Consider the following 23340-nt stretch of genomic DNA (forward strand, 5'->3'; position numbering starts at 1 on the left):
ATGAATTATAATGGGTATGTTTATAGAAATTCAATTATTCATAGGATGAATCCTTCAATAAAATTTTTGACATCAATACTTTTTATAATTCTAATTTTTATTCCTTATGGTTTTTTTACACAATTAATAATATTAGCAATTCTTTTAATAATATATTTTCTAGCTAAGTTGCCAATTAAAAAATTTATTAATATTTTGATTTCAATCATTGTTATGATGGTTATATTATTTGCTGTCAATTGGCTAACTTATAAGGGTCCAGGTGTAGTATTTAATTTGCAAAATAAAATCAATTTTTTGATTCCTCAATCTACATTGACACTAGCAGGCCCAAAACACTTTATTCAAGATAGCAATGGAGCTATTTTTTTACAAGGTTATATGTGAGGTTCTCATGAGGTTGATTTATCATCTATTGGTCTTTCATATGAATATGAAGGTCAAACAAAATTATTATCGGAAGCAATGTTTAATATTAATGGAAGTGGTTTTCATAAATTGAATGCTGATGTAATATCATCTAACGATAAAGATAAAATATTACAAGCAATAACTACAGCAATTAAAAAGGCTGGCTATTCTTATATTAAGGATAATGTAAGTTATATTTATGTTTACAAATCAACTTGATATTCATTATCATCATTTTCAATAATGTTAATGCTTTCTGTATCATTAAAAATATTTTTAATGATACTAATTGTTACAATTTTAACTGCAACTACTTCTTCAGTTGAATTAACATATGCACTTGAAGATATTTTAAATCCATTAAGAATATTTAGATTGCCAGTAACTGTTTGATCTACAACAATCGCATTAGGAATTAGATTTATACCATCATTGTTAGATGAATCTGAAAGAATTATGAAAGCACAAGCTTCTAGAGGATTAGATTTTAAAAATGGTAATTTAAAAGATAAATTACTTTCTTTAACTTCATTTATTGTGCCTTTATTTTCAATTGCATTTAAAAAAGCAGATGAACTTGCAAATGCAATGGAAGCAAGAGGATATAATCCAAGATATACAAGAACAAGATATAGAGATTATAAAATAACCATGTTAGACTGATTTGTGTATTTGCTATTAGGTATTTTTCTTGGTGTTGTAATAGCATTAATAACAGTTATAGGGAGTGGTAAAATTGCATATATATCACCACTTGGACTTTTAGAAGCTACAACAATGTTTGGACGTTAATAATGCCAAATTATAAAGTAAAGGTTAGTTATAATGGCACAAACTATTCAGGTTGAGCAAAACAGAATGATAATGTAAAAACTATTCAAAATGAAATTGAATTAACTTTATCTAATATATTTCAAAAAGAAATAAATATTTTTGCATCAGGAAGAACAGATAAATATGTTCATGCAATTGATCAATGTTTTAATTTTAAAGTAGAGTCAAATATTCCAGTTGCTTCTATAAAAAAAATATGTAATTTAAAATTGGAAAAAGATATCAGAATTAATTCCATACAAATTGTTGGTGATAAGTTTCATTCACGATTTTCAATTATTTCTAAAGTGTATTTATACAAAATAAATGTTGGAAAATACAATCTTTTTGAAAGAAATCATGTATATCAATATAATAAAGATATAAATTTATCAAAAATTAAAAAAGCAATGAAATTATTTATTGGTGAAAATAATTTTCTATCTTTTAGTACAACAGAAGTTGAAAATACAATAAGAAAAATAGAATCTTTTACAGTGAGTAAAAAAAACAATTATGTTTTTTTTAAAATTAAAGGTAATGGATTTTTGCGAAATATGGTAAGAATGATAATTGCATGTATTTTGAATTATAATGAAGATAATATTTCACATCAAGAAATTATTAATTTATTGAAAAACCCTAAAAAAGGATCATCAATTGATAAGGCGCCAGGATGTGGATTATATTTGTATAAAACAATTTATTAGTAGGGAAAATATGACAAAGACTTTAGAAATATTAAATGACTTAAAAATTGAGTATAAACATGTAATTCATGAACCCATCATAAATTATGAAATAGCTAAAAAAATTGATCAAGAGAATAATTTAACTGGAATGGAAAGCAAAAATCTTTTTTTAGTTTCTAAATCTAATAAATACTATTTATTAGTTACAAAAGAAGGAACAAGATTTGATAGAATTTTTTTTAAAGAATTATTGGAAGAAAAAATTAGTATAACTTCACCTGATGAATTAAATGCTAAAACAGGATATGTAGTAGGAAGTGCTCCATCTTTTCCATATCCTGATGATGTTACATACATAATTGATATTTCAATTTTTGATCATGATAAATACATTTGTTCTGCTGGAATTCCAACAGAAAGTTATGAAATGATAACAAAAGACATTATTAAAGTATATGAAACTCAGAATAATCAAGTAAAGTTTTTAGATTTTGACAAAGGTTCATTTGTTGATAAACCAAATTAAATCAATTTCTTTTCATTAATAATTTTTATGGTTAATGAAAAGAATTTTTTATTGCTAAATTGAGATAAATAATTGAGAATTAGTCATGAAAATATAAAATTTGAACGCTAAAATTTAAAAATGAAGTTAATATTTAACATAGAAATAATAAATATTTAATATTAATTGCAATTTAAGGGTTTTGATTAATGAGAAATGTGCAGATTAAATCTAAGGAAAGAGTCTCAAATCATGGCGAAGTTTTTACAAATGAAAAGGAAGTAAAAGCAATGTGTGATTTAGTTAACAATGAAACTCAAAGAATTGATTCTAGATTCCTAGAACCAGCGTGTGGTGATGGTAATTTTTTAAATGAAATATTGATTAGAAAATTAATTATTGTAAAAAATAAGTATAAAAAATCTATATCTGATTATGAAAAAATGTCTCTTTTAGCTGTTTCTAGTTTATATGGTATTGATTTGCTAAGAGACAATATTATTAATTGCATAAATAGGCTATATAAAACATGAGAAAATGAATATTTAAAAATATCAAAATCTAATATATCAAATGAGATTAAAGATTCAATTAAATTTATATTAAGAAAAAATATAATATGTGGTAATGCATTGACTTTTAATACTATAGATGAAAATGGTAAGGAAACAAATGAACCAATTATATTTAGCGAATGAAGTTTTATAATAGGTTCTAATCTTCAAAGAAGTGATTATATATTTGAAAATTTACTAAATGCAAATAATAATCTATTTAATCAACATAACCAATCAACATTATTAAAAAAATATATAACTCATTATAGGAAAATAAAAGATTATGAATAATATCAATAAATATAATCCTGATGTATTAACGTGTTTAGCAAATTTATCAAATGATGAAGTTTTTACACCACCAAATGTAGTTAATAAGATGCTAGACTTATTACCGCAAGAATTATTTAAGGATCCTAGCACTACTTTTTTAGATCCTGCTACAAAAACTGGAGTTTTTTTAAGAGAAATTGCAAAACGTTTGATTGATGGTTTAAAAGATAAGATTCCTGATGAACAAAAAAGAATTGATCATATTTTTAAAAATCAAATTTTTGGAATTGCAATAACAGAACTCACAGGATTATTATCAAGAAGAAGTGTTTATTGCAGTAAAGAAGCTAATAGCAATTTTTCAATTACTAGATTTAATGATAAAAATGGGAATATTAGATATAAGAAAGTTTTGCATAGTTGAGTCAATAATAAATGTATTTGTTGTGGGGCAAGTTATGATGAATTAAACAGAGACGCTGACTTAGAAACACATGCTTATGAATTTATACACAGAAAAAATGAAGAGGATATTTTTAATATGAAATTTGATGTAATTATATCAAATCCTCCATATCAGCTAAATGATGGTGGTGGAATGGGATCATCTGCAAAACCTATTTATAATTTATTTATTAAAATTGCCAAGAAATTAAAACCTAGATACATTTCAATGATAATTCCATCTAGGTGAATGACAGGTGGTAAAGGATTAGATGATTTTAGAAAAGAAATGATAAATGATAAACATATAAGAGTACTGCACGATTTTTCAAATTCAGAAGAATGTTTTTCTGGTGTAACAATTAAAGGAGGTGTTTGTTATTTTTTGAGAGATGAACATAATCCTGGGAAATGTCATATATTTAGACACACAGTAGATGGACAACAAGAATCTATTCGTTATTTAAAAGATGGTGACGATGATATTTACATTAGGGATGAACAATTAATTTCTATTAAGAATAAAGTTTGAAAAAATAAAAATCAGGATTCATTGATGAATATAATTTTTTCAAGAAAATCTTATGGAGTATCTAGTAATTTTTTAAATGATAGTTCAAATATAAAAAAATATTCTATTAGTGATGTTCAAGAAGATAATAAAATTGCAATTTGGGGACTTCAGGATTTAAAAAGAGTAAAGAAATATGCAAATAAAAATGCCAATATCACTCAAAGTGATAATATTAATAAATATAAGGTATTAATTGCAAAGGCATATGGTTGTGGCGAAATTGGTGAAGCTGCTAGCACTCCAATTCTTAGCACTCCAATTCTTAGCACTCCAAATGAAATATGCACAGAAACATTTTTAGAAATAGGTTCTTTTGATAATTGAATAGAGGCACGCAATATATATATATATATATATATATATACAAAGTTTTTCCGTGCTTTAGTTGGAATTAAAAAACAAACACAAAATACATCCAAATCAACATATGAATATGTTCCAATACAAAATTTTAAAAATAATAGTGATATTGATTGATCAAAAAGTATTTCAGAAATAGACAAACAATTATATAAAAAGTATGGTTTAGATAAACAAGAAATTGAATTCATTGAGTCACATATTAGTGAAATGAGGGAGGAATAAAATATGAGTAAATATTTTATTGAAAAACCTAACTGCAATCCACAAATATATGCATATTCTTTGCCAACAGTTCAAGATAGAAAAGGATACTTAAAAGTTGGTTACACTACAAGAAAAAATGTTGATGAGAGAATAAAAGAACAAATAAATCAATTACATGTGGAATATATAACTGAATTAGTGGTGTCTGCCATTAAAAATGATGGAACTTCTTTTAGTGATCATGATGTACATTCTATTTTAGAAAAGAAATATGAGAGAATCAATAAAACTGAATGATTTAAATGTGATGTGAATGCAGTTAAAAATGCAATTAATGAAATAAAACTTGGCATTAAAGTAGATGATGTTGATAGAATAAATTATTTTAAAATGAGACCAGAACAAGAAAAAGCTGTTGAAAAAACAGTAAACTATTTTAATAAAATAGCAAAAACAGAAAATCAGCCTGGAAAGTTTTTGTGAAACTGCAAAATGAGATTTGGAAAAACTTTTACTTCATATCAATTAGCAAAAAGACTAGAATGCAAAAAAATATTAATATTAACTTTTAAACCTGTAGTTGAATCATCTTGAAAAGATGATCTTATGTCACATATCGATTTTGATGGATGACAATTTGTCTCTGATTTTAGTGCTAGAAAAAATAAACATACTATTGATTATGAATTTTATGAATGTGATAGAGATAAACCAATTGTTGTTTTTGGCTCTTTTCAAAACATATTAGGTAAAAATGAAAATGGCGGAATAAAAGCTAAGAATGAGTTCATTCATAAAGAGGAATGAGATTTAGTTATTTTTGATGAATATCATTATGGAGCATGGAGAGATAATGCAAAAAAATTATTTTCTAGTTATGATGATGAAGATGATTTTGATTTTGATATTGAAAGATATAAGGCAAATGAAGCAAATAATGCATATAATGAAAGTTATTTACCAATAGTTACAAAAAGATATTTATATTTATCTGGAACTCCATTTAGAGCAATTAATAGTGGTGAATTTATTGAAGAACAAATTTATGCTTGGACATATTCAGATGAGCAAAAAGCAAAGAAGGAATTTATTGGGAAAGATAATCCATATCTCTCATTACCTAAAATGATTTTAATGACATATCAATTGCCAGATTCTATAAAAAATATTGCCATTAATACAGAATTTAATGAATTTGATTTAAATATTTTTTTTAAAGCAACAGGAAATGGAGAATCAGCAAGATTTATTTATGAAAATGAAGTTCAAAAATGACTTGATTTAATTAGAGGTGCACATTTACCATCAAATATTGATGATCTAAAATTGGGCAAAGATAAAAAGCCACCAATGCCATATAGTGACACTAGACTATTGAATATTTTAACACATACATTATGATATCTTCCTGATATTGCTTCATGTGAAGCTATGTATAATTTATTAATGGAACGACATAATTCTTTTTATCATCAATATCATATAAATTTGTGTGCTGGTAAAAAAGCAGGTGTTGGATTAGATGCATTAAAACCTGTTAAAGAATCAATGGTAAAAGATAACAAATCATGATTGGACACTAAAACAATAACATTAACTTGTGGGAAATTAACAACAGGTGTAACAATAAAACCATGAACTGGTGTATTTATGTTAAGAAACTTAAAATCTCCAGAAACATATTTTCAGGCAGCTTTTAGAGCACAATCACCTTGAATAATAAAATCAGATACAAAAGAATATGAAATTATTAAACATGAATGTTTTATATTTGATTTTGCATTAGATAGAGCATTAAAACAAATATCTGATTATGCATGTAGTTTAACAACTGATGGAAGCAATCCTGAAAAAAAAGTAAATGAGTTTATTCAGTTTTTGCCAGTACTAGCATATGATGGATCTTCAATGACTGAAATAAATGCACAAGAAGTATTGGATATGACTACATCAGGAACATCTGCAACACTTTTAGCAAGAAGATGAGAATCTGCATTACTAGTTAATGTTGATAATGGTACTTTATCAAAGATATTAGGGAATAAAGATGCATTAAATGCATTAATGAGTATTGAAGGTTTTAGAGCTTTAAATCAAGATATAGAAACAATAATTAATAAGTCTGAGCAAATAAAAAAGATAAAAAAAGAAAATCAACAATTGTCAGATAAACAAAAAAAAGAATTAACTACAGAGGAAAAAGAATATAAATCTAAAAGAAAACAAATTCAAGAAAAATTAATTAAGTTTGCAACAAGAATTCCTGTCTTTATGTATTTAACAGATTATAGAGAAAGATGCTTAAAAGATGTAATTACACAATTAGAACCAGATTTATTTAAGAGTGTGACAGGTTTAAATATAAAAGATTTTGAATTATTGTGTTCTTTAGGAGTTTTTAATTCGAACCTTATGAATGATGCAATATATAAATTTAAAAGATATGAAGATTCATCTTTATCATATACTGGAATAGAAAAAAATAACTCTGAATTTGTTGGTGGATGAGATACAATCATTCATAAAAAAGAACATAAAAAACTTTTCTTCTTTAATGAGAATGTAAAAAAAACATAATTTTTTATTATATAAATAGCAAATACAATATTATTCTTATTTTTTACACTTTTATATTAGTATATAAAAAATAAGAATATTTTTTATAAATTAACTTTATATAGTATAATACTTTTTGAGTTTATTTTTTTTATCCATTTGTTTGATACACTTGGATAAGTTGTTAAAACACTAAGGAGAAATTATGCCTACAATAGCGCAATTAATTAGACATGATAGAGAAAACAAAGTTAAGAAATCTAAATCTCCTGCATTGTTATATTCATATAACTCATTAAAGAAGAGAAGAAATCATAATCCTGCTCCATTTAAAAGAGGGGTTTGTGCACGGGTAGGTACCATGACACCTAAGAAACCTAACTCAGCTTTAAGAAAATATGCAAAGGTTAGATTAACTAATGGGTATGAAGTATTAGCTTATATTCCAGGTGAAGGCCACAATTTACAAGAACATAGTGTTGTTCTAATCAAAGGTGGTAGAGTTAGAGACTTACCAGGGGTTAGATATCACATTATTAGAGGAACTTTAGACACATCAGGTGTTGATAAGAGAAGACAAGAAAGATCAGGTTATGGTGCTAAGAAACCAAAAGCTGGTGCTGATAAAAAATAAGGAGACTGTAAAATATGAGAAAGAATCAAGCTGAAAAAAGAAATGTTTTACCAGATCCTGTTTATAACTCAAAACTTGTAACAAAAGCAATTAATGCAGTAATGTTAGATGGTAAAAAAGGTTTAGCACAAAATATTGTTTATGATGCTTTTAAGCTAATAGAAGAAAAAACAAAGGAAGAAGGTATTGAAGTTTTTAAAAGAGCTTTAAACAATATTATGCCTTCTCTTGAGTTGAGAGTTAGAAGAGTTGCTGGTGCTAACTTCCAAGTTCCAACTCCTGTTAGCAAGGAAAGAAGACAAACACTTGGATTAAGATGATTGATTTTGTCAACTAGAAATAGAAATGAGAAATCAATGGTTGAAAAATTAGCTAATGAAATAATTGATGCATCAAAAGGAACTGGTGCAGCATTCAAGAAAAAAGAAGATACTCATAAAATGGCAGAAGCAAATAAAGCCTTTGCTCACTTGAGATTTTAATATTATAGGAGTTTATTAGTATGGCGAGAAAGAAAGAATTGTCACAATTTAGAAATTTTGGTATTATGGCACATATTGATGCTGGTAAAACTACTACTTCTGAAAGAATTTTGTTCCATGCAGGTAGAACTCACAAAATTGGTGAAGTTCATGATGGTGGTGCTACTATGGACTGAATGGAGCAAGAAAAAGAACGTGGTATTACTATTACATCAGCTGCTACATATGTTACATGAAAAGGTTATGAACTTAATTTAATTGACACACCAGGTCACGTTGATTTTACAGTTGAAGTTGAAAGATCTTTAAGAGTATTAGATGGTGCTGTTGCAGTTTTAGACGCACAAAATGGTGTTGAACCTCAAACTGAAACTGTTTGAAGACAAGCTACAAAATATAGTGTGCCAAGAATTGTTTATGTAAATAAAATGGATAAAACTGGTGCTGATTTTGAAATGTGTGTAGACTCATTAAAAACAAGACTTGGAGCTAATGCTACTGCAATTCAATTTCCAATTGGATCTGAAAGCAATTTCAATGGAGTTATTGATTTAGTTACTTTAAAGGCTTACCAATATGATGGAAAACCTGAAGAAAATTATAAAGAGATTGATATTCCTGCAGATTTAGTTAATAAAGCAAAAGAATATAGAACAACTATGATAGAAGATATTGTTAATTTTGATGATTCTATTATGGAAAAATATTTAAATGGTAATGAACTAACTGTTGAAGAAATTAAATCATGTATAAGAAAAGGTGTTATGTCTGCAAATTTTTTCCCAATTATTTGTGGTACTTCTTTTAAAAATAAAGGTGTTAAATTTTTATTAGATGCAATTGTAGATTATTTACCTTCACCGATTGATGTTCCTCCAATTAAAGGTATGTTACCAAATGGTGAAGAGGTTGAAAGACACAATAAAGATGATGAACCATTTTCAGCTCTTGCATTTAAAGTTGCAACTGATCCATTTGTGGGTAGATTAACTTTTATTAGAGTTTATTCTGGTGTATTAACAAAAGGTTCATATGTAATAAATGCAACAAAAGATGTTAAAGAAAGAGTTTCACGTTTAGTTAAAATGCATTCAAATAATAGAGATGAAATTGATGAAATAAGAGCTGGTGATATCTGTGCAGTGGTTGGATTAAAAGATACAACTACAGGTAATACATTATGTGCTGAAAATTCACCAATTATACTAGAATCAATGAACTTTGCAGAACCTGTAATTTCATTAGCTGTTGAACCAAAAACTAAAGCTGATCAAGAAAAGATGGGAATTGCTTTGAGTAAGTTAGCAGAAGAAGACCCAACATTTAGAACATATACTGATGAAGAAACAAATCAAACAATTATTTCAGGTATGGGAGAATTACACCTTGAAATTATTGTTGATAGATTAAAACGTGAATTTAAAGTTGATGTAAATGTTGGTGCTCCACAAGTTTCTTATAGAGAAACATTTACTAAAGAAGCAGATGCTGAAGGTAAATATATTAAACAATCTGGTGGTCGTGGACAATATGGACATGCTCTTATTAAATTTGAACCAAATCCTGAAAAAGGTTTTGAATTTGTTGACAAGATTGTTGGTGGAAAAATTCCTAAAGAATATATCAAACCAATAAAAGCTGGTCTTGAAGAAGCTATGAAGTCAGGACCTTTAAGTGGGTTCCCTATGATAGATATTAAAGCTACAGTATATGATGGGTCATATCATGATGTTGACTCATCAGAAATGGCTTATAAAATTGCAGCATCAATGGCTTTAAAAGATGCTGCAAAAAAAGCAGGGTTAGTTCTGTTAGAACCAATTATGGCTGTAGAAATTACAGTTCCTGAACAATATTTTGGAGATACAATGGGTGATGTATCATCTAGACGTGGAAGCATTGAAGGTACAGAACAAAGAGGTAATACTCAAGTGATTAAAGCTAAAGTACCATTGAAAGAAATGTTTGGATATGCAACTGATTTAAGATCATTCACTCAAGGTCGTGGTAACTATGTAATGCAATTTAGTCACTATGATAAAGCTCCAAAATCAATTACTGAAGAAGTTGTTGCTTCTAGAGCAAAAAAATAATATTTAAATTTAACAAATAATATATAATTAATTATGCTAAAAATTTTATTGCTAATATATAAGGAGAAAAATTATGGCAAAAGCAAAATTTGATAGATCAAAAGAACACGTTAACATTGGTACAATTGGACATATTGACCATGGTAAAACAACATTAACAGCAGCATTGTGTACTTACCTTGCAAAAAAAGGTGGTGCTAAAGCAATGAAATATGATGAAATTGATAAAGCGCCTGAAGAAAAAGCAAGAGGTATTACTATAAATACTGCTCACGTTGAATATGAAACTGCTAAAAGACACTATGCACACGTAGATTGTCCTGGACATGCTGACTATGTTAAAAACATGATTACAGGTGCTGCTCAAATGGATGGTGCTATTCTAGTTGTTGCTGCAACTGATGGACCAATGCCTCAAACAAGAGAACACATTTTACTTGCTAGACAAGTTGGTGTTCCTAAAATTGTAGTTTTCTTAAACAAATGTGATATGATGGCTGATAAAGATATGCAAGACCTTGTTGAAATGGAAGTTAGAGAATTACTTTCTTCTTATGGATTTGATGGTGATAACACACCAGTTATTAGAGGTAGTGCTTTACAAGCTCTTGAAGGAAAAGCTGATTGAGAAGCAAAAATTGATGAGTTAATGAATGCAGTTGATACTTACATTCCAGCTCCTGCTAGAGAAACTGACAAACCTTTCTTATTAGCTGTAGAAGATGTTATGACAATTACAGGTCGTGGTACAGTTGTTACTGGTAGAGTTGAAAGAGGTACTTTAAAATTAAACGATGAAGTTGAAATTGTTGGTATTAAAGATACTAAAAAAGCAGTTGTTACTGGTATGGAAATGTTCAGAAAATCTCTTGATGAAGTAAGAGCTGGTGATAATGCTGGTTTATTACTAAGAGGTATTGATAGAGATGGTGTAGTTAGAGGACAAGTTTTAGCTAAACCTGGTTCAATTAAACCTCATAAGAAATTTACTGCTCAAATATATGCTCTTAAGAAAGAAGAAGGTGGAAGACATACTCCTATTTTAAATGGATATAGACCACAATTCTATTTCAGAACTACAGATGTTACAGGTGCTATTGAACTTGAAAAAGGTGTTGAAATGATTATGCCTGGTGATAACACAACAATTACAGTTGAATTAATTTCACCAATTGCTATTGAAGATGGATCAAAGTTCTCAATTCGTGAAGGTGGAAGAACTGTAGGTGCTGGTACTGTAACTAAAATTCTTGCTTAATAATAAGCTAGAAAGTTAATTTAATTTAAAATCTATATTGTTAAAATGCAGTATAGATTTTTTTTATTTTTTATACATTTATAGACATTATTTTTTGTGCTACACTTTATTTTGATATTTATTTATCTTATAATTTATAAAGATTATTTATATAAAAGGTGGCCAAATTTATGTATAAATCTAGACAGAAAATTATTGGGGTTTCTTTAGCATCATTTGTTGTTTTAGCAGGTTTTGCTATAGGATCATGAGCAATTATTGATGCATCAAATAGAATGCCTAGAGGAGATGCAAATGTTTCGCGTTATCAAGGTCTTACAAAATATTTGGGAGATGGATCATTAAATATAAATAAAATGTCAATTTCTGACTGAGTTAATCTTAATTATCCAACAAAAATTTTAGTTGAGGGTCTTGATAGTGCTAACTACTCTTTATATTATTTTACAACACCTGATCAAACAGCACTTGGAATTAATGAAACAACTTGAACACAATTAAAAGATCCAGTTAAATTATTAGAACTTACTAAAACACCAAGCTCTCCTTTAATTTGTAAAATTGAAGTAAAAGAAGAAAATAATTCTTACACATATAGTGTAAAAATGAATGAGTATTATACAAATGGTGTAGATCCATTATTGGCTACTTTGACTTATTCTTTTTCTGATGAAAACAAAACAAATATTACAAGTTTTTCTACAAGTGGAATAAATATTAATAAGCAACCTTTATCAATTGTAAATGATGTTGTTACATATGATAACTATTCTATGAAATATACTCGTTCAGCTTCAAATAATGACAGAATTGATTACAAAATGGATGTAAGCTCATTATCAGGAAGTAAAGACATAGTTTATTCATGAGAATTAAGAACAACTCCATCTAATAATTTTAATAATTTTCAAGTTATTAATACTGGTACTAAAACTGATTCTGTAAATGCAACTGGTATTTACTCAACTTATACTAATCAACAAATTGATAGTACTGATACAAATGCAGCAAACAATTATAAAATTTATAATATAGCACATCAAACAATTGCTGGTAATACTCCAGGTGCATCAATAAATAAACAAACATATCAAACATGATGAATAACTGAAAATGATAATACAATACCAAAACTTCATCTTCCTAATTCAATAGGTTTAATAAGTTTTTTACCACCTATTAATAAAAAAACAACTACTCAATAATAAAAAACAACATTTTTAAGTGTTGTTTTTTATTTCTTTAAAGTGAGTTTTTGCAAACTCATATATGCTCAATTTATTTTCATTTATTTTTTTTATAGTAGTTCTTATTAAATTAGTTGATGATCCAAAAGGAATATTAAATTTTGCTTTTTGTGATAAAGCATTTAATTGCTTTATAAAAAAATATCTAGCAACAATTGAAGCAGTTGCAACTTGTATGTATTTTGATTCAGCTTTAACTTCAGTTATTTCTTTTCCATTTGGTGATTCATTAATTTGTTTTAAGTAATCTTTATATTTATTAATAGGTGTAAATTGATCTATGATGCATGTAAAATCATTAAATTTTAATCTATTAATTAAATTTTTAGTCGCATAATAATGGCCAAAAGTTTTTATTATGTTCAAATTTTTATACTTTTGATATAAATCATTATATTCTTGAGGTGAAAGATTAATAACTTCATATTCTATGATATTTTGAATCTTATTAAATAATTCTATTATGCTTTTATTATCTAATTTTTTGGAGTCAGTTATTCCAAAAGTTTTAATTAAGTTTAAATCCTTTTCATTAATATAACAAGCACAAACAATTATACCTCCAAATGTGTCTCCAGTGCCAACCTCATCCGAGCCTATTATATTTTTAGATATTTTTATATTGTTGTTAACACTAACATGTTCATCTTGACTATCAATCATTTTTAAAATGTTTTCATACATTTTTCCTTGTATTAAAAGTGTTTTATTTTTATAGATAGTAATTGTATAGTTTTTAGTTTTAAAAATATAATCAATTGAATTATTATTGACCTCTTTTTTAAATTTATTTAAGTATTTGTTTAGTAAATAAATATCTTTAGATGTATACTTTTTTGTAAACATATTGTTAGTTCCAACCACTATCAAAATTAATATATAATATTATAAAGTGAGAAGTTATTTGTTATGAAAAATAATTACAAAAAAACATTAGATGAAATTTTAAATAAGAAATTTTCTAAAAATTATAGTATTGGTTATGACCCTCTTGAAGTAGATATGTTTTTTGATAAAATCAGAACATTTATTTCTAAACAATATCAAAAAGAATTAGAATATCAAAAGATTATTCAAGAAAAAGATAAAAAAATAGAAAATTTAGAGTCAAAAATAGATAAATCAAAACAATCTATAGCTGTTTTAAATTCTGAAATTAAAAAATATGTGGATGATGGTTATCAGAGTCAAAGAATGATTAATCAAATTAGTGATCTTAGAAGAGAAATTGCTGATTTAAAAAATGATAAAAAGGAATAAAAATATATGAATTATCAAATAGGTATTGATGTTGTTGATAATTATAAATTTTTATCTTTAAGTTCACTTGCAGTTAAACGAATGTTAACTGAAAATGAGTATAAAGAATATTTATTAATTGATGATTCTTATAAACCAAAATATTTAGCTGGAAGATGAGCTGCTAAAGAGGCTGTTTATAAATCATTACATAATATAGTAAGAATAAATGTGGTTAATATTGAGATATTATATAATGAAAATAGAATTCCATATTGTTCTAATGTTAATGATATTTCAATTTCCATATCTCATACAGATAACCACACAGTAGCAATATCTATTTTTAAATTAATTAATAAAAATTGCATTAAAAATTAAATTTATTTTTCAAATATTTTATATAGATATTTAAAAAATAAATTTTTTATTATTAATTAAAATAAATTTTTGCATTTTTTTTAAAATAAAAATAGAAATAAAGTTTAGAGATAGATTTTTAAAATATTGTTGCTATTATTTTAGGAGGTAATTTATGAACTTAATAGCAATGATAGGCATTGTAGATAATATTGATAAAATTGATAATATTAATTCAAATCTTTATTTAAAAGTAGATAAACCTTTTATGTATGGAGAGTTAAATGAAGAATGCTATGAATTAATTCCAATTGAAATAAATAACAAGATTTTTAAAAGTGAATTAAATTCACTTAATAAAGGAAATTTAATTGGTTTTAAAGGAAGAATTAAAAATGATAATATGATTATAAAAATTGTTGCTGAAAAAATACAAATGTTTTAGATTATAAATATTTTTTAAAATAGATATTAGTTTTACTAATGTCTATTGCTCGATTGAAATATGAAGTGCAACACATATTGTAAAATATATGTGCACTTCATTTTTTTGTTTACATAAAATAGGACAAAAGAAAAAAGGTGCCTTAGTTTTCCACAACAGAGACACACCCACTATGTTATACAACCATTTATCAGAAAAAGAAAGAGCAATAATTGAATTTATGTTCTATCAAGAAAAAAGATCTTTAAACTCAATTGCAAAAGAATTGAATAGACATAGATCTACAATATCAAGAGAATTAAAAAGAAATGAATCTTGTGGAATATATAATTCTAATAATGCTCATAAAAAATATTTAAATAGAAAATGAAATTCTCATGCTTTTTATCTTGATAGATACAAAAGTTTTACAGATCTATTTTTAGATAAATTTAGAAAAATAGATCATGGAGTTGAAGCAACTTGTCATTATATTAAAAAAAAAATTATCCTTGTGTCAAAACACCAAGTTCTAGACAGGTTTTTTAATTGAATAAAATCCAATAGATGAAAATTAAAAAGGTCAGATAGACTTAGAAAAGGATATGTAAAAGGTAGAAAAAGACATAAAGGTATGTTTTCTAAATTTGATGAAAAATATGTATTTCCTTTTTGAGCTAGACCTTCCAAAATAGAAAAAAGAGAAGAATATGGACATTTTGAAGCAGATTTAATCATTGGAAAAAGAAAAGCTGGATATAGCAATTTGCTAACTCTAGTAGAAAGAGTTACAAGAATGACATATATTATTAAAGTCAAAAATAAAAATTCTTTTACAATAAATTCAACAATTAAAAAATTGGTTGAAGAAAATAATTTAGAAGTAAAAACAATCACAATAGATAATGGAATTGAGTTTAATAAAATAGGAATCCTTGCCTATTGATTAAATTGCAAAATTTATTATTGTGAACCATATGCTTCATTTCAAAGAGGAAGCAATGAAAATGCTAATGGTATTATTAGAAGATTTTATAAAAAAGGAACAGACTTTGATTTATTAACAGATGATGATGTAGTTAGACTACAAAATAGGATAAACCTCATGCCAAGAAAAATGTTTGGTTTTAAATCAAGTTATGAAATAAATAAACATTATATAGAAAGGTAATAAAAACTCATAACCATTTTATTGGCTATGAGTTATAAGTTGTGCTATTATGATGTTGCACTTCATATTTCATTCAGGGAATAGATATTAGTTTTACTAATGTCTATTTTTCTTTTTATTTAAGTATTATAAATTTAAAAAAATTAATATTGTTGTATAATTATTTTCCAAGAGATTAATTCAAATTGGTAGTCTTAAGTAATAGAATGTTTTATTTTTGTAAAATTATATGCAATTAATTAAATTTAACATTTCACTATTTCTTATATTTTTGTGTGGGGAAATTAATATGAAACGAAATAATAAAATATTAAAATATTTCACATTATTTGGTGTAGCAACTAGTTTTATTGTGCCATCAATTATTGTATTAACAAGTTGTGGAAACACTAGTAGTAATTTTACAATAGCAACATCTAATGATGTTTTTACAAATAGTGTAGTTCAACTTGGAGCTTCATTTGTTGATTCGCCATCCACTACAGAATTTAGAAGTGTATATGGTGCATTAGTAACATATGTTAATGAAGGTGATTATGAATATAATGATAAAGGCGAATTATCAAATCAACCTATTGCAAGACTAGTAATGGAAGCTGCAAGTAAAATTATTGTATATGGTCAAGAAAATGGAACTGGTGCAGAAAAAGTTCTTTTAACAATTGATTCAAGTGATTTAACAAATAAAGATGCATTTATAGTAGAAAATGGTGCTTATAGTATAAATTTAGATAAATTTGGTGAAGCAATGATAAATGCAACAAAAGTAGAATTCACACTTAATAAGGATTTTAAGTGAGTAGATACTAATGGTCAACCAAAACAATCATTAGTTCCATTAGACTTTTGATATTCTTTAAAAGGTTATAAAACATCTTCAGATTATGGTTTAAATTCAAATGGTTATTTTTTAGGTCTTGCAGGAATTGATTATGATAAAACTATTGCTCATAAAGAAAATGAATCTGTAGAACCTGGAAGTACTTTTACATATTTTATTGGAAAGACAAAAGCTCCATATCTTTTAGACATATTAACAAAACAATATTTCTTTCCAATACCACATTCGCATCCTAAAGCAACAGCTACTATTGAAACTCCAGATAATTCAAATGTAATTAAATTTATTACTACAAGTGATAGCAAACAAATAATTGATAAAAATAATACTGATTGAACAAAAGTATATGGTGGTGGTCAAGAGAAAGATGTTGATGTTTGATCAATAGGACCTTATTATATTTCTGCAAGTTCTGAGCAAGATGTTATATTTGATATTAACATTAATTATTTTAATGCAATGAGATTAATGTATGACATGAATAAATTAGATGTAACTAAAAAAATACCTAAGGTAATTAAAAGATACAAAGCAGGAAATGCTATTTCAATATATGATAAGTTTGGATCAAGAGAAGTTTCATATGCCCCTGTTCCTCAAGAACGTGATTCTCAAGCTGTATCAAGATATATTAATACTAATTCATTGATAGCAATACCAGCTCCTAAAACTTCTCAAGGAAGATTTATTGGATACAATCTTGGTATATATGATGCAAATGGGCAAATAAAAGATACTAATTTAATAGGGACTCAATATGAAAAATTTGTTAAGAATTTTCATACAGAAAATAGTAGAAAAATAAGAAAAGGAATTAATGAATATATTAATTGAGCATTTTTAGCTGAAATAAAATATGGAACTGGAACCAAAGATTTTTCATTATCATCTATCCCTTATGGAGTTTTTCCAGTAAAAACAAATGATAATTCTGCTGCTCCAGTTGATTATTATCAAGCAATTGGTAAATCATTAGCACTAACAATAGACAATAATTCAGCATCACCAAATAGTGGTACTGAATTGATTCCACAGGGAATAATTGGAAATAAATATTTACCAATGATGAATCAATCAAGAAAAATTATTGCTGACAATCAATCAGTTATTGATTTTCAAAACCTTTTAACAACAGAAGGATATACAAAAGATAATCCATTAAAACTGCCATATTGAACTCTTGTTCAAGCAAATAATGCAAGTGATACATCTTATTTTAAAGAAGTAAATAGTGTTATTAGTGAATTGAGTGATGGAGCAATTCAATTTACTTATAAAAGTTATGATGCTAGTAGTACTGTAAATAATGTTTATTATAACAAGAGTGTTCCAATGGCTGATATGTTATGAGGGCCTGATTATAATGGGATAGGCACATGAATTGGAATATATTTTGCTTATGCTTATAATGAGGATGGAACTCCAAAAGATTTAGCTAATAAATTAAGTAATGTAGAAGTTTCACAAGATACATTAGTTCCAGCATATCATATTACAAATTTATGAAAACCACTTTATGAAACTATAAAGAATAATGGAATAAAGCAAAATCAACAAAATTCCAACAGTTGATTAATTAGTTTGAAAAATCATTTAACTAATACTGGTGCAGCATTATTTGAAGCAAATAACACTTACAAGGATATTAAATCAAATTTAGATACAGAAATATCTATTTGAGCTAGTATTAATCAATCAAATGGTATTAATTTAATTGATTGAATTGATAGTCAATCACCAATTATTCCTATGTATCAACCAAGTTTAACATATGTTGGTTATAAATTAGTTGATCCAAAATATCAAGTAATTTTAAATTTAAATGGTGATATAAATTATAGAGATTTTGTTTTAAAATATTAATTTATATTTATGTAATAGAGAGATTAATTAATAAAAATTGTGCATATTTTAATTATTATGGTTTAATTAATATTAAGGAAGATAAATATGAATAAGAAAATTTATACATCAATTAAATACATTTCTATGCAAATCTTTAATAATAAAAGAATTGGATAGGTGTTTTTACTTGATATATAAAGATAATTATTATTAGTAAAAACAAATAAAAAAATTGCTAGTAATAATTAAAAATGTTAATTTTATAAATAAAATGATTTCTTAAAAATTATTACTAGGTATATAGTAATAATTTTTTATTTTATGTATTACTTAATTTACTTCCTGTTTTATGAAAGGACTAAAAATGAAATTCAATAAAAAGAAAACTTTAAAATATTTAACTCTAGCTGGTGCTGCTTTAGCAGTTACTGTCCCAACAGCTGCTATATTAGCAAGTTGTTCTACTGCTAATAAAGGATTTGTTATTGCATCATGAAATAATGTTTTTGCTAATAGTTCTACACAACTTGGCTCTTCTTATACTGATGCTCCTAGTACAACTGAATTTCAAAGTGTATTTGGTGCTCTTGTTACTTATGTTACTGAAGGAGATTATGTATATGATGATGCAACTAATGATTGGGCATCAAAACCTGAATCAAGACTTGTATTAGAAGCTGCAAGTAAAATTGTAATTTATGGTAAAGACAGTAATGGTCAAGATACAGTATTGCATACTATTGACCCTTCTAATTTATCAGATACAACTGCATTTGTAAATCGTAATGGTACTTATAGTATAAATACAGAAGAGTTTGGTAAAAAAATGGCAAATGCTACTAAAGTTGAATTTACTTTAAATAAAGACTTCAAGTGAGTTGATACTAGTGGACAACCTAAACAATCATTAGTTCCAAGAGATTTCTTATACTCTATAAAAGGTTATAAGAATTCATCTGATTATAAATTGAATTCGAATGGGTATTTTATGGATCTTGCTGGAATTAATTATGAAGAAACTATTAAATTGAAAACTAACAATTCAACTGAAACAGGCGGTAAATTCACATATGTAATTAGTGATACTACAAAAACTCCTTATTTTTTAGATATATTAACTAAACAATATTTCTATCCTATTCCATATTCACATCCAGATGCTGCAGCAACACAAGAAACACCTGATACATCTAATGTTGTGAAATTCACAACAAGTGGAACTGATAAAATTATTGATAAAAAGGGTACTGATTGAACAAAAGTATATGGTGGCGGTCAAGAAAAAGGTGTTGATGTTTGATCAATAGGACCTTATTATATTTCTGCAAGTTCTGAGCAAGATGTTACATTTAGTATTAATCAATCATATTTTGATTCTATGAAATCAACATATGATATGAATAAATTAGATGTAACTAAAAAAATACATAAGATAATTAAAAGATATAAACAAGGAACCACTCCAGAAACAATATATAATCTATTTGGCTCTGGTGAAGTTTCATATGCTCCTGTGCCTCAAGCACAAGCTAGTGATGCTGGCAAAAAATATAAAGGAAGCGCATCATTAATTAGCATTCCTGCTCCAAAAACTTCACAAGGAAGATTTATTGGATATAATCTTGGAATTTTTAATGAAAAAGGGCAACTTAAAGATTCAAAACTAGTAGATTCAAGTTATGAAAAATTTGTTAAAAATTTTCATGATGATAATGCTCTTAAAATAAGAAAGGGTCTTAATGAATACATAAATTGAGCAAAATTAGCTGAAGTAAAATACGATGTTGGTACTAAAGATTTTTCTTTATCATCAATCCCATATGGTGTATATTCAGTGCAAAAAGATGCAAGCACTAATATTGACTACTATAAAGCAATTGGTGATGGCGCAACACTAAGTGTAGATGCTGAATCAACAGATTCTACTGATACTAGTGTGTCTACAATACAACCTAAAGGTATAATTGGTGGAAAATATAATCAAATGAAAGATTCTGATGCTTATATTCTAGCAAATGATACTGAAAAACAAGAGTTAACAACAGCTTTAACTGCAATGGGTTACAAAAAAGAAACTCCATTAAAATTAACATATTGAACATTATCTCAATCAAAAGATCCAAAAGATACTGCATATTTTACAGAAGTTGGCAAACAAATTGAAGTTCTTACAAATCAAGCTGTAACATTTACTTATATGGATTTTAATGCAGCTTCAACTGTTGATAATGTTTATTATAACAAATCTGTTCCAATGGGAGATATGTTATGAGGGCCTGATTATAATGGTCTTGGAACATGAATTGGATTATACTTTGAATATGAATTTAAGAATAATTCTCCAGTTGACACTCTTCAACCTAATGTTGGTCAAGAAAAAGGATATGATAGTTTATCTCAAGCTTATCATACAACTAATTTATGAAAACCATTACATGCTGTATTAGATGCTGCTTTAGAACATCAACCTATTAACAATTCAAATTGAGCAGTTAGTCTTGCAAATTATTTGCAAAGTAAAGGTGTAGCAGCTTTTGAAGAAAAGGATACTTATAAAACTATTAAACCAAGTCTTTCAAATGAAATATCAATTTGAGCTGGTCAATCTACTTCAAATGGAATTAATTTATTAAATTGAATAGATAGTCAATATCCAATTTTGCCAATGTATCAAACTTCACTAAATTATCACGGTTTTAAATTAGTTGATCCAAAATATCAAGTAATTTTAAATCAAAATGGTGATATTAATTATAGAGATTTTGTTCAAAATAATTAGTAAACTATAACAAAAAAATACCAATTATTCTTTCTAAAGAAATTGGTATTTTTTTATTTAATTTAGATTTAAAAAAATTTTTATATATAACAAAAATATTTTATAATATTCCTAGGGGATAAATTATGATTAAATGCTGATGTACTAAAAACATGATTATCAAACAATCTTATATGTTTAATAATGTAAACATATATAATTTTTAGTAGCAGACTTCATATTATAATTATTAATTCATTAAACTATTGATTTGATTTAAAGGGGGGTTTGCATACTCCTCTTTTTTATTTCCTAAAATTATATTTGATAAAGAAAGGTTTAATATGTTTAACTATGTTTTAAAAAGAATAGGGTTTTCTATCTTAGCACTTTTTATATTGATTACACTTATTTTCTTTTTAGCACAATTGTTACCAACATGACCAATTATTAAGGGAAACCAAGAATCCATGGAGGATTTTTATAAAAGACTTGAAGGGTATGGTTTGCTAGATAATGTTTTTGTTCAGTATGGTAGATTCTGAAGACAATGGCTTGGAGAAGGTAAATTTGGGCAATACTTTAGTATGCCAAGTACAACAATACCAGAAGCATATGCAAAAGTTATGCCATATACAATTATTATTGCTGGTATATCGTTTGTTATTGGTGTAGTTGTTGGTGTTACATTGGGAATAATTGCAGCAATATATAGAGGTAAATGACAAGACACATTTATCAATATTATTTCTGTGTTGTTTATATCAATACCATCATTTGTTTTAGCATCATTTTTTTCAAGATGAGCTACTGAATCTGGTTGAAAAATATCTTTTCCAGCTATTGATTCAGCAAGTTTTGATGTGGCAACTATGTTTCAAACTTCAATATTGCCAATTAGTTCTTTAGCTATTTCAATTGCTCCACCATTAGTTTATTATACAAGAAATGAAATGGTTGATGTTTTAAGTCAAGATTATATAAAAACTGCTCTTGCAAAAGGAGTTTCATATAATACTGTTATTTTTAAACATGGACTTAGAAATTGTTTAGTTCCAATAGTTTCAATTTGTACACCAACATTTTTAATTGTTATTGGTGGTTCAATTATTATTGAAAATTTCTTTCAAGTTCCTGGGATTGCACAAAAACTTGTAGAAGCTGTTCAAAAGAAAGAAATATATTTATTAATGTATAACGCTTTGGTAATATCAGGTATTTATTTCCTTTTAGAAATATTAGCTGATATATCATATACATTTATTGATCCACGTATTAAATTAGCAAGTTCAAACTCAATAAGTATATTTGTAATTATAAATAATTACATTTATAGAAAAAATGAAATTAATAATTTAAATAAGTGAATCAAAAATAATGTATTTGAAGTTGAATATAATTCACAACTACATAAAGAAATAACTTCTAAAGATTTAATAAATTATAGAAAAAAAACAATAACCCTAAATGATCAGATAGTTCAAGCATTATCTTTAGATAAAAATAATAAATATTTTATTTATATGGGTTCTAAATATAAAGTTCAATATATTAAATCTTCTAATATAAATTTAGATAGTAAAGGAAAGGAGTAAT

Annotated in this window: 19 protein-coding genes; 18 read left to right on the forward strand and 1 reads right to left on the reverse strand. The window is 26.3% G+C overall.

The genetic code is table 4. The features are described 5' to 3' along the window. The 11 genes from ACLFO7_RS00325 to ACLFO7_RS00375 all read left to right on the forward strand — a co-directional run bounded on the left by ACLFO7_RS00325 (nucleotide 1) and on the right by ACLFO7_RS00375 (nucleotide 13064). Nucleotides 1-1203 carry an energy-coupling factor transporter transmembrane component T family protein gene (locus ACLFO7_RS00325; RefSeq protein WP_412032359.1) on the forward strand — a complete coding sequence of 401 codons (1203 nt, stop codon included), beginning with the start codon at nucleotides 1-3 and terminating at the stop codon, nucleotides 1201-1203. A 2-nt stretch (nucleotides 1204-1205) separates the two neighbouring features. Then, nucleotides 1206-1934, forward strand: coding sequence for a tRNA pseudouridine(38-40) synthase TruA (gene truA, locus ACLFO7_RS00330; RefSeq protein ID WP_412032360.1), 729 nt, complete (start codon nucleotides 1206-1208; stop codon nucleotides 1932-1934). Between the two features lie 10 nt (nucleotides 1935-1944). Continuing rightward, nucleotides 1945-2442, forward strand: a complete 498-nt coding sequence (locus ACLFO7_RS00335) for a YbaK/EbsC family protein (RefSeq protein ID WP_412032361.1) — start codon at nucleotides 1945-1947, stop codon at nucleotides 2440-2442. Between the two features lie 188 nt (nucleotides 2443-2630). Next, a complete protein-coding gene (locus tag ACLFO7_RS00340) occupies nucleotides 2631-3269 on the forward strand; it encodes a hypothetical protein (protein ID WP_412032362.1) in 639 nt (212 codons plus the stop codon). Continuing rightward, a complete protein-coding gene (locus tag ACLFO7_RS00345; protein ID WP_412032363.1) occupies nucleotides 3262-4854 on the forward strand; it encodes an Eco57I restriction-modification methylase domain-containing protein in 1593 nt (530 codons plus the stop codon). The genes ACLFO7_RS00340 and ACLFO7_RS00345 overlap by 8 nt, the downstream gene beginning before the upstream one ends. Before the next feature lie 3 nt (nucleotides 4855-4857). After that, the gene (locus ACLFO7_RS00350) at nucleotides 4858-7413 is read left to right on the forward strand and encodes a DEAD/DEAH box helicase family protein (RefSeq protein WP_412032364.1); all 2556 of its coding nucleotides are present in this window, start codon (nucleotides 4858-4860) and stop codon (nucleotides 7411-7413) included. A gap of 184 nt (nucleotides 7414-7597) precedes the next feature. Further along, on the forward strand, nucleotides 7598-8026 hold the full coding sequence (gene rpsL / locus ACLFO7_RS00355) for a 30S ribosomal protein S12 (RefSeq protein WP_412032365.1): 429 nt from the start codon (nucleotides 7598-7600) through the stop codon (nucleotides 8024-8026). A 14-nt stretch (nucleotides 8027-8040) separates the two neighbouring features. Beyond that, a complete protein-coding gene (gene rpsG / locus ACLFO7_RS00360; protein ID WP_412032366.1) occupies nucleotides 8041-8508 on the forward strand; it encodes a 30S ribosomal protein S7 in 468 nt (155 codons plus the stop codon). A 20-nt stretch (nucleotides 8509-8528) separates the two neighbouring features. Next, on the forward strand, nucleotides 8529-10601 hold the full coding sequence (gene fusA / locus ACLFO7_RS00365; RefSeq protein WP_412032367.1) for an elongation factor G: 2073 nt from the start codon (nucleotides 8529-8531) through the stop codon (nucleotides 10599-10601). 73 nt (nucleotides 10602-10674) lie between these two features. Then, nucleotides 10675-11859, forward strand: a complete 1185-nt coding sequence (gene tuf / locus ACLFO7_RS00370; protein WP_412032368.1) for an elongation factor Tu — start codon at nucleotides 10675-10677, stop codon at nucleotides 11857-11859. 170 nt (nucleotides 11860-12029) lie between these two features. Beyond that, entirely contained in the window at nucleotides 12030-13064 is a 1035-nt protein-coding gene (locus ACLFO7_RS00375; RefSeq protein ID WP_412032369.1) for a hypothetical protein, read from the forward strand. 15 nt (nucleotides 13065-13079) lie between these two features. Here ACLFO7_RS00375 and rnhC read toward each other — a convergent pair whose 3' ends face one another. Continuing rightward, complete coding sequence (gene rnhC / locus ACLFO7_RS00380) at nucleotides 13080-13952, reverse strand: ribonuclease HIII (protein ID WP_412032370.1); 873 nt, start codon at nucleotides 13950-13952, stop codon at nucleotides 13080-13082. Between the two features lie 63 nt (nucleotides 13953-14015). On the opposite strand from rnhC, the gene ACLFO7_RS00385 reads away from it, so the two are divergent. The 7 genes from ACLFO7_RS00385 (at nucleotide 14016) to ACLFO7_RS00415 (ending at nucleotide 23339) form a co-directional block, all read left to right on the forward strand. Beyond that, complete coding sequence (locus ACLFO7_RS00385; RefSeq protein WP_412032371.1) at nucleotides 14016-14366, forward strand: DivIVA domain-containing protein; 351 nt, start codon at nucleotides 14016-14018, stop codon at nucleotides 14364-14366. Nucleotides 14367-14372: 6 nt separating this feature from the next. Beyond that, entirely contained in the window at nucleotides 14373-14726 is a 354-nt protein-coding gene (locus tag ACLFO7_RS00390; RefSeq protein ID WP_412032372.1) for a holo-ACP synthase, read from the forward strand. A 154-nt stretch (nucleotides 14727-14880) separates the two neighbouring features. Beyond that, nucleotides 14881-15150 carry a hypothetical protein gene (locus ACLFO7_RS00395; protein WP_412032373.1) on the forward strand — a complete coding sequence of 90 codons (270 nt, stop codon included), beginning with the start codon at nucleotides 14881-14883 and terminating at the stop codon, nucleotides 15148-15150. Between the two features lie 172 nt (nucleotides 15151-15322). Beyond that, a complete protein-coding gene (locus ACLFO7_RS00400) occupies nucleotides 15323-16300 on the forward strand; it encodes an IS30 family transposase (RefSeq protein ID WP_412032374.1) in 978 nt (325 codons plus the stop codon). A gap of 289 nt (nucleotides 16301-16589) precedes the next feature. Then, nucleotides 16590-19004, forward strand: a complete 2415-nt coding sequence (locus ACLFO7_RS00405) for an MG321/MPN456 family lipoprotein (protein WP_412032375.1) — start codon at nucleotides 16590-16592, stop codon at nucleotides 19002-19004. Between the two features lie 346 nt (nucleotides 19005-19350). Then, entirely contained in the window at nucleotides 19351-21765 is a 2415-nt protein-coding gene (locus tag ACLFO7_RS00410) for an MG321/MPN456 family lipoprotein (RefSeq protein WP_412032376.1), read from the forward strand. A 323-nt stretch (nucleotides 21766-22088) separates the two neighbouring features. Next, the gene (locus tag ACLFO7_RS00415; protein ID WP_412032377.1) at nucleotides 22089-23339 is read left to right on the forward strand and encodes an ABC transporter permease; all 1251 of its coding nucleotides are present in this window, start codon (nucleotides 22089-22091) and stop codon (nucleotides 23337-23339) included. The last annotated feature ends 1 nt before the right edge of the window (nucleotide 23340 follow it).

It is taken from the genome of Malacoplasma muris (genome assembly GCF_046774425.1).
Taxonomy (GTDB): domain Bacteria; phylum Bacillota_I; class Bacilli_A; order Mycoplasmatales; family Mycoplasmoidaceae; genus Malacoplasma; species Malacoplasma muris.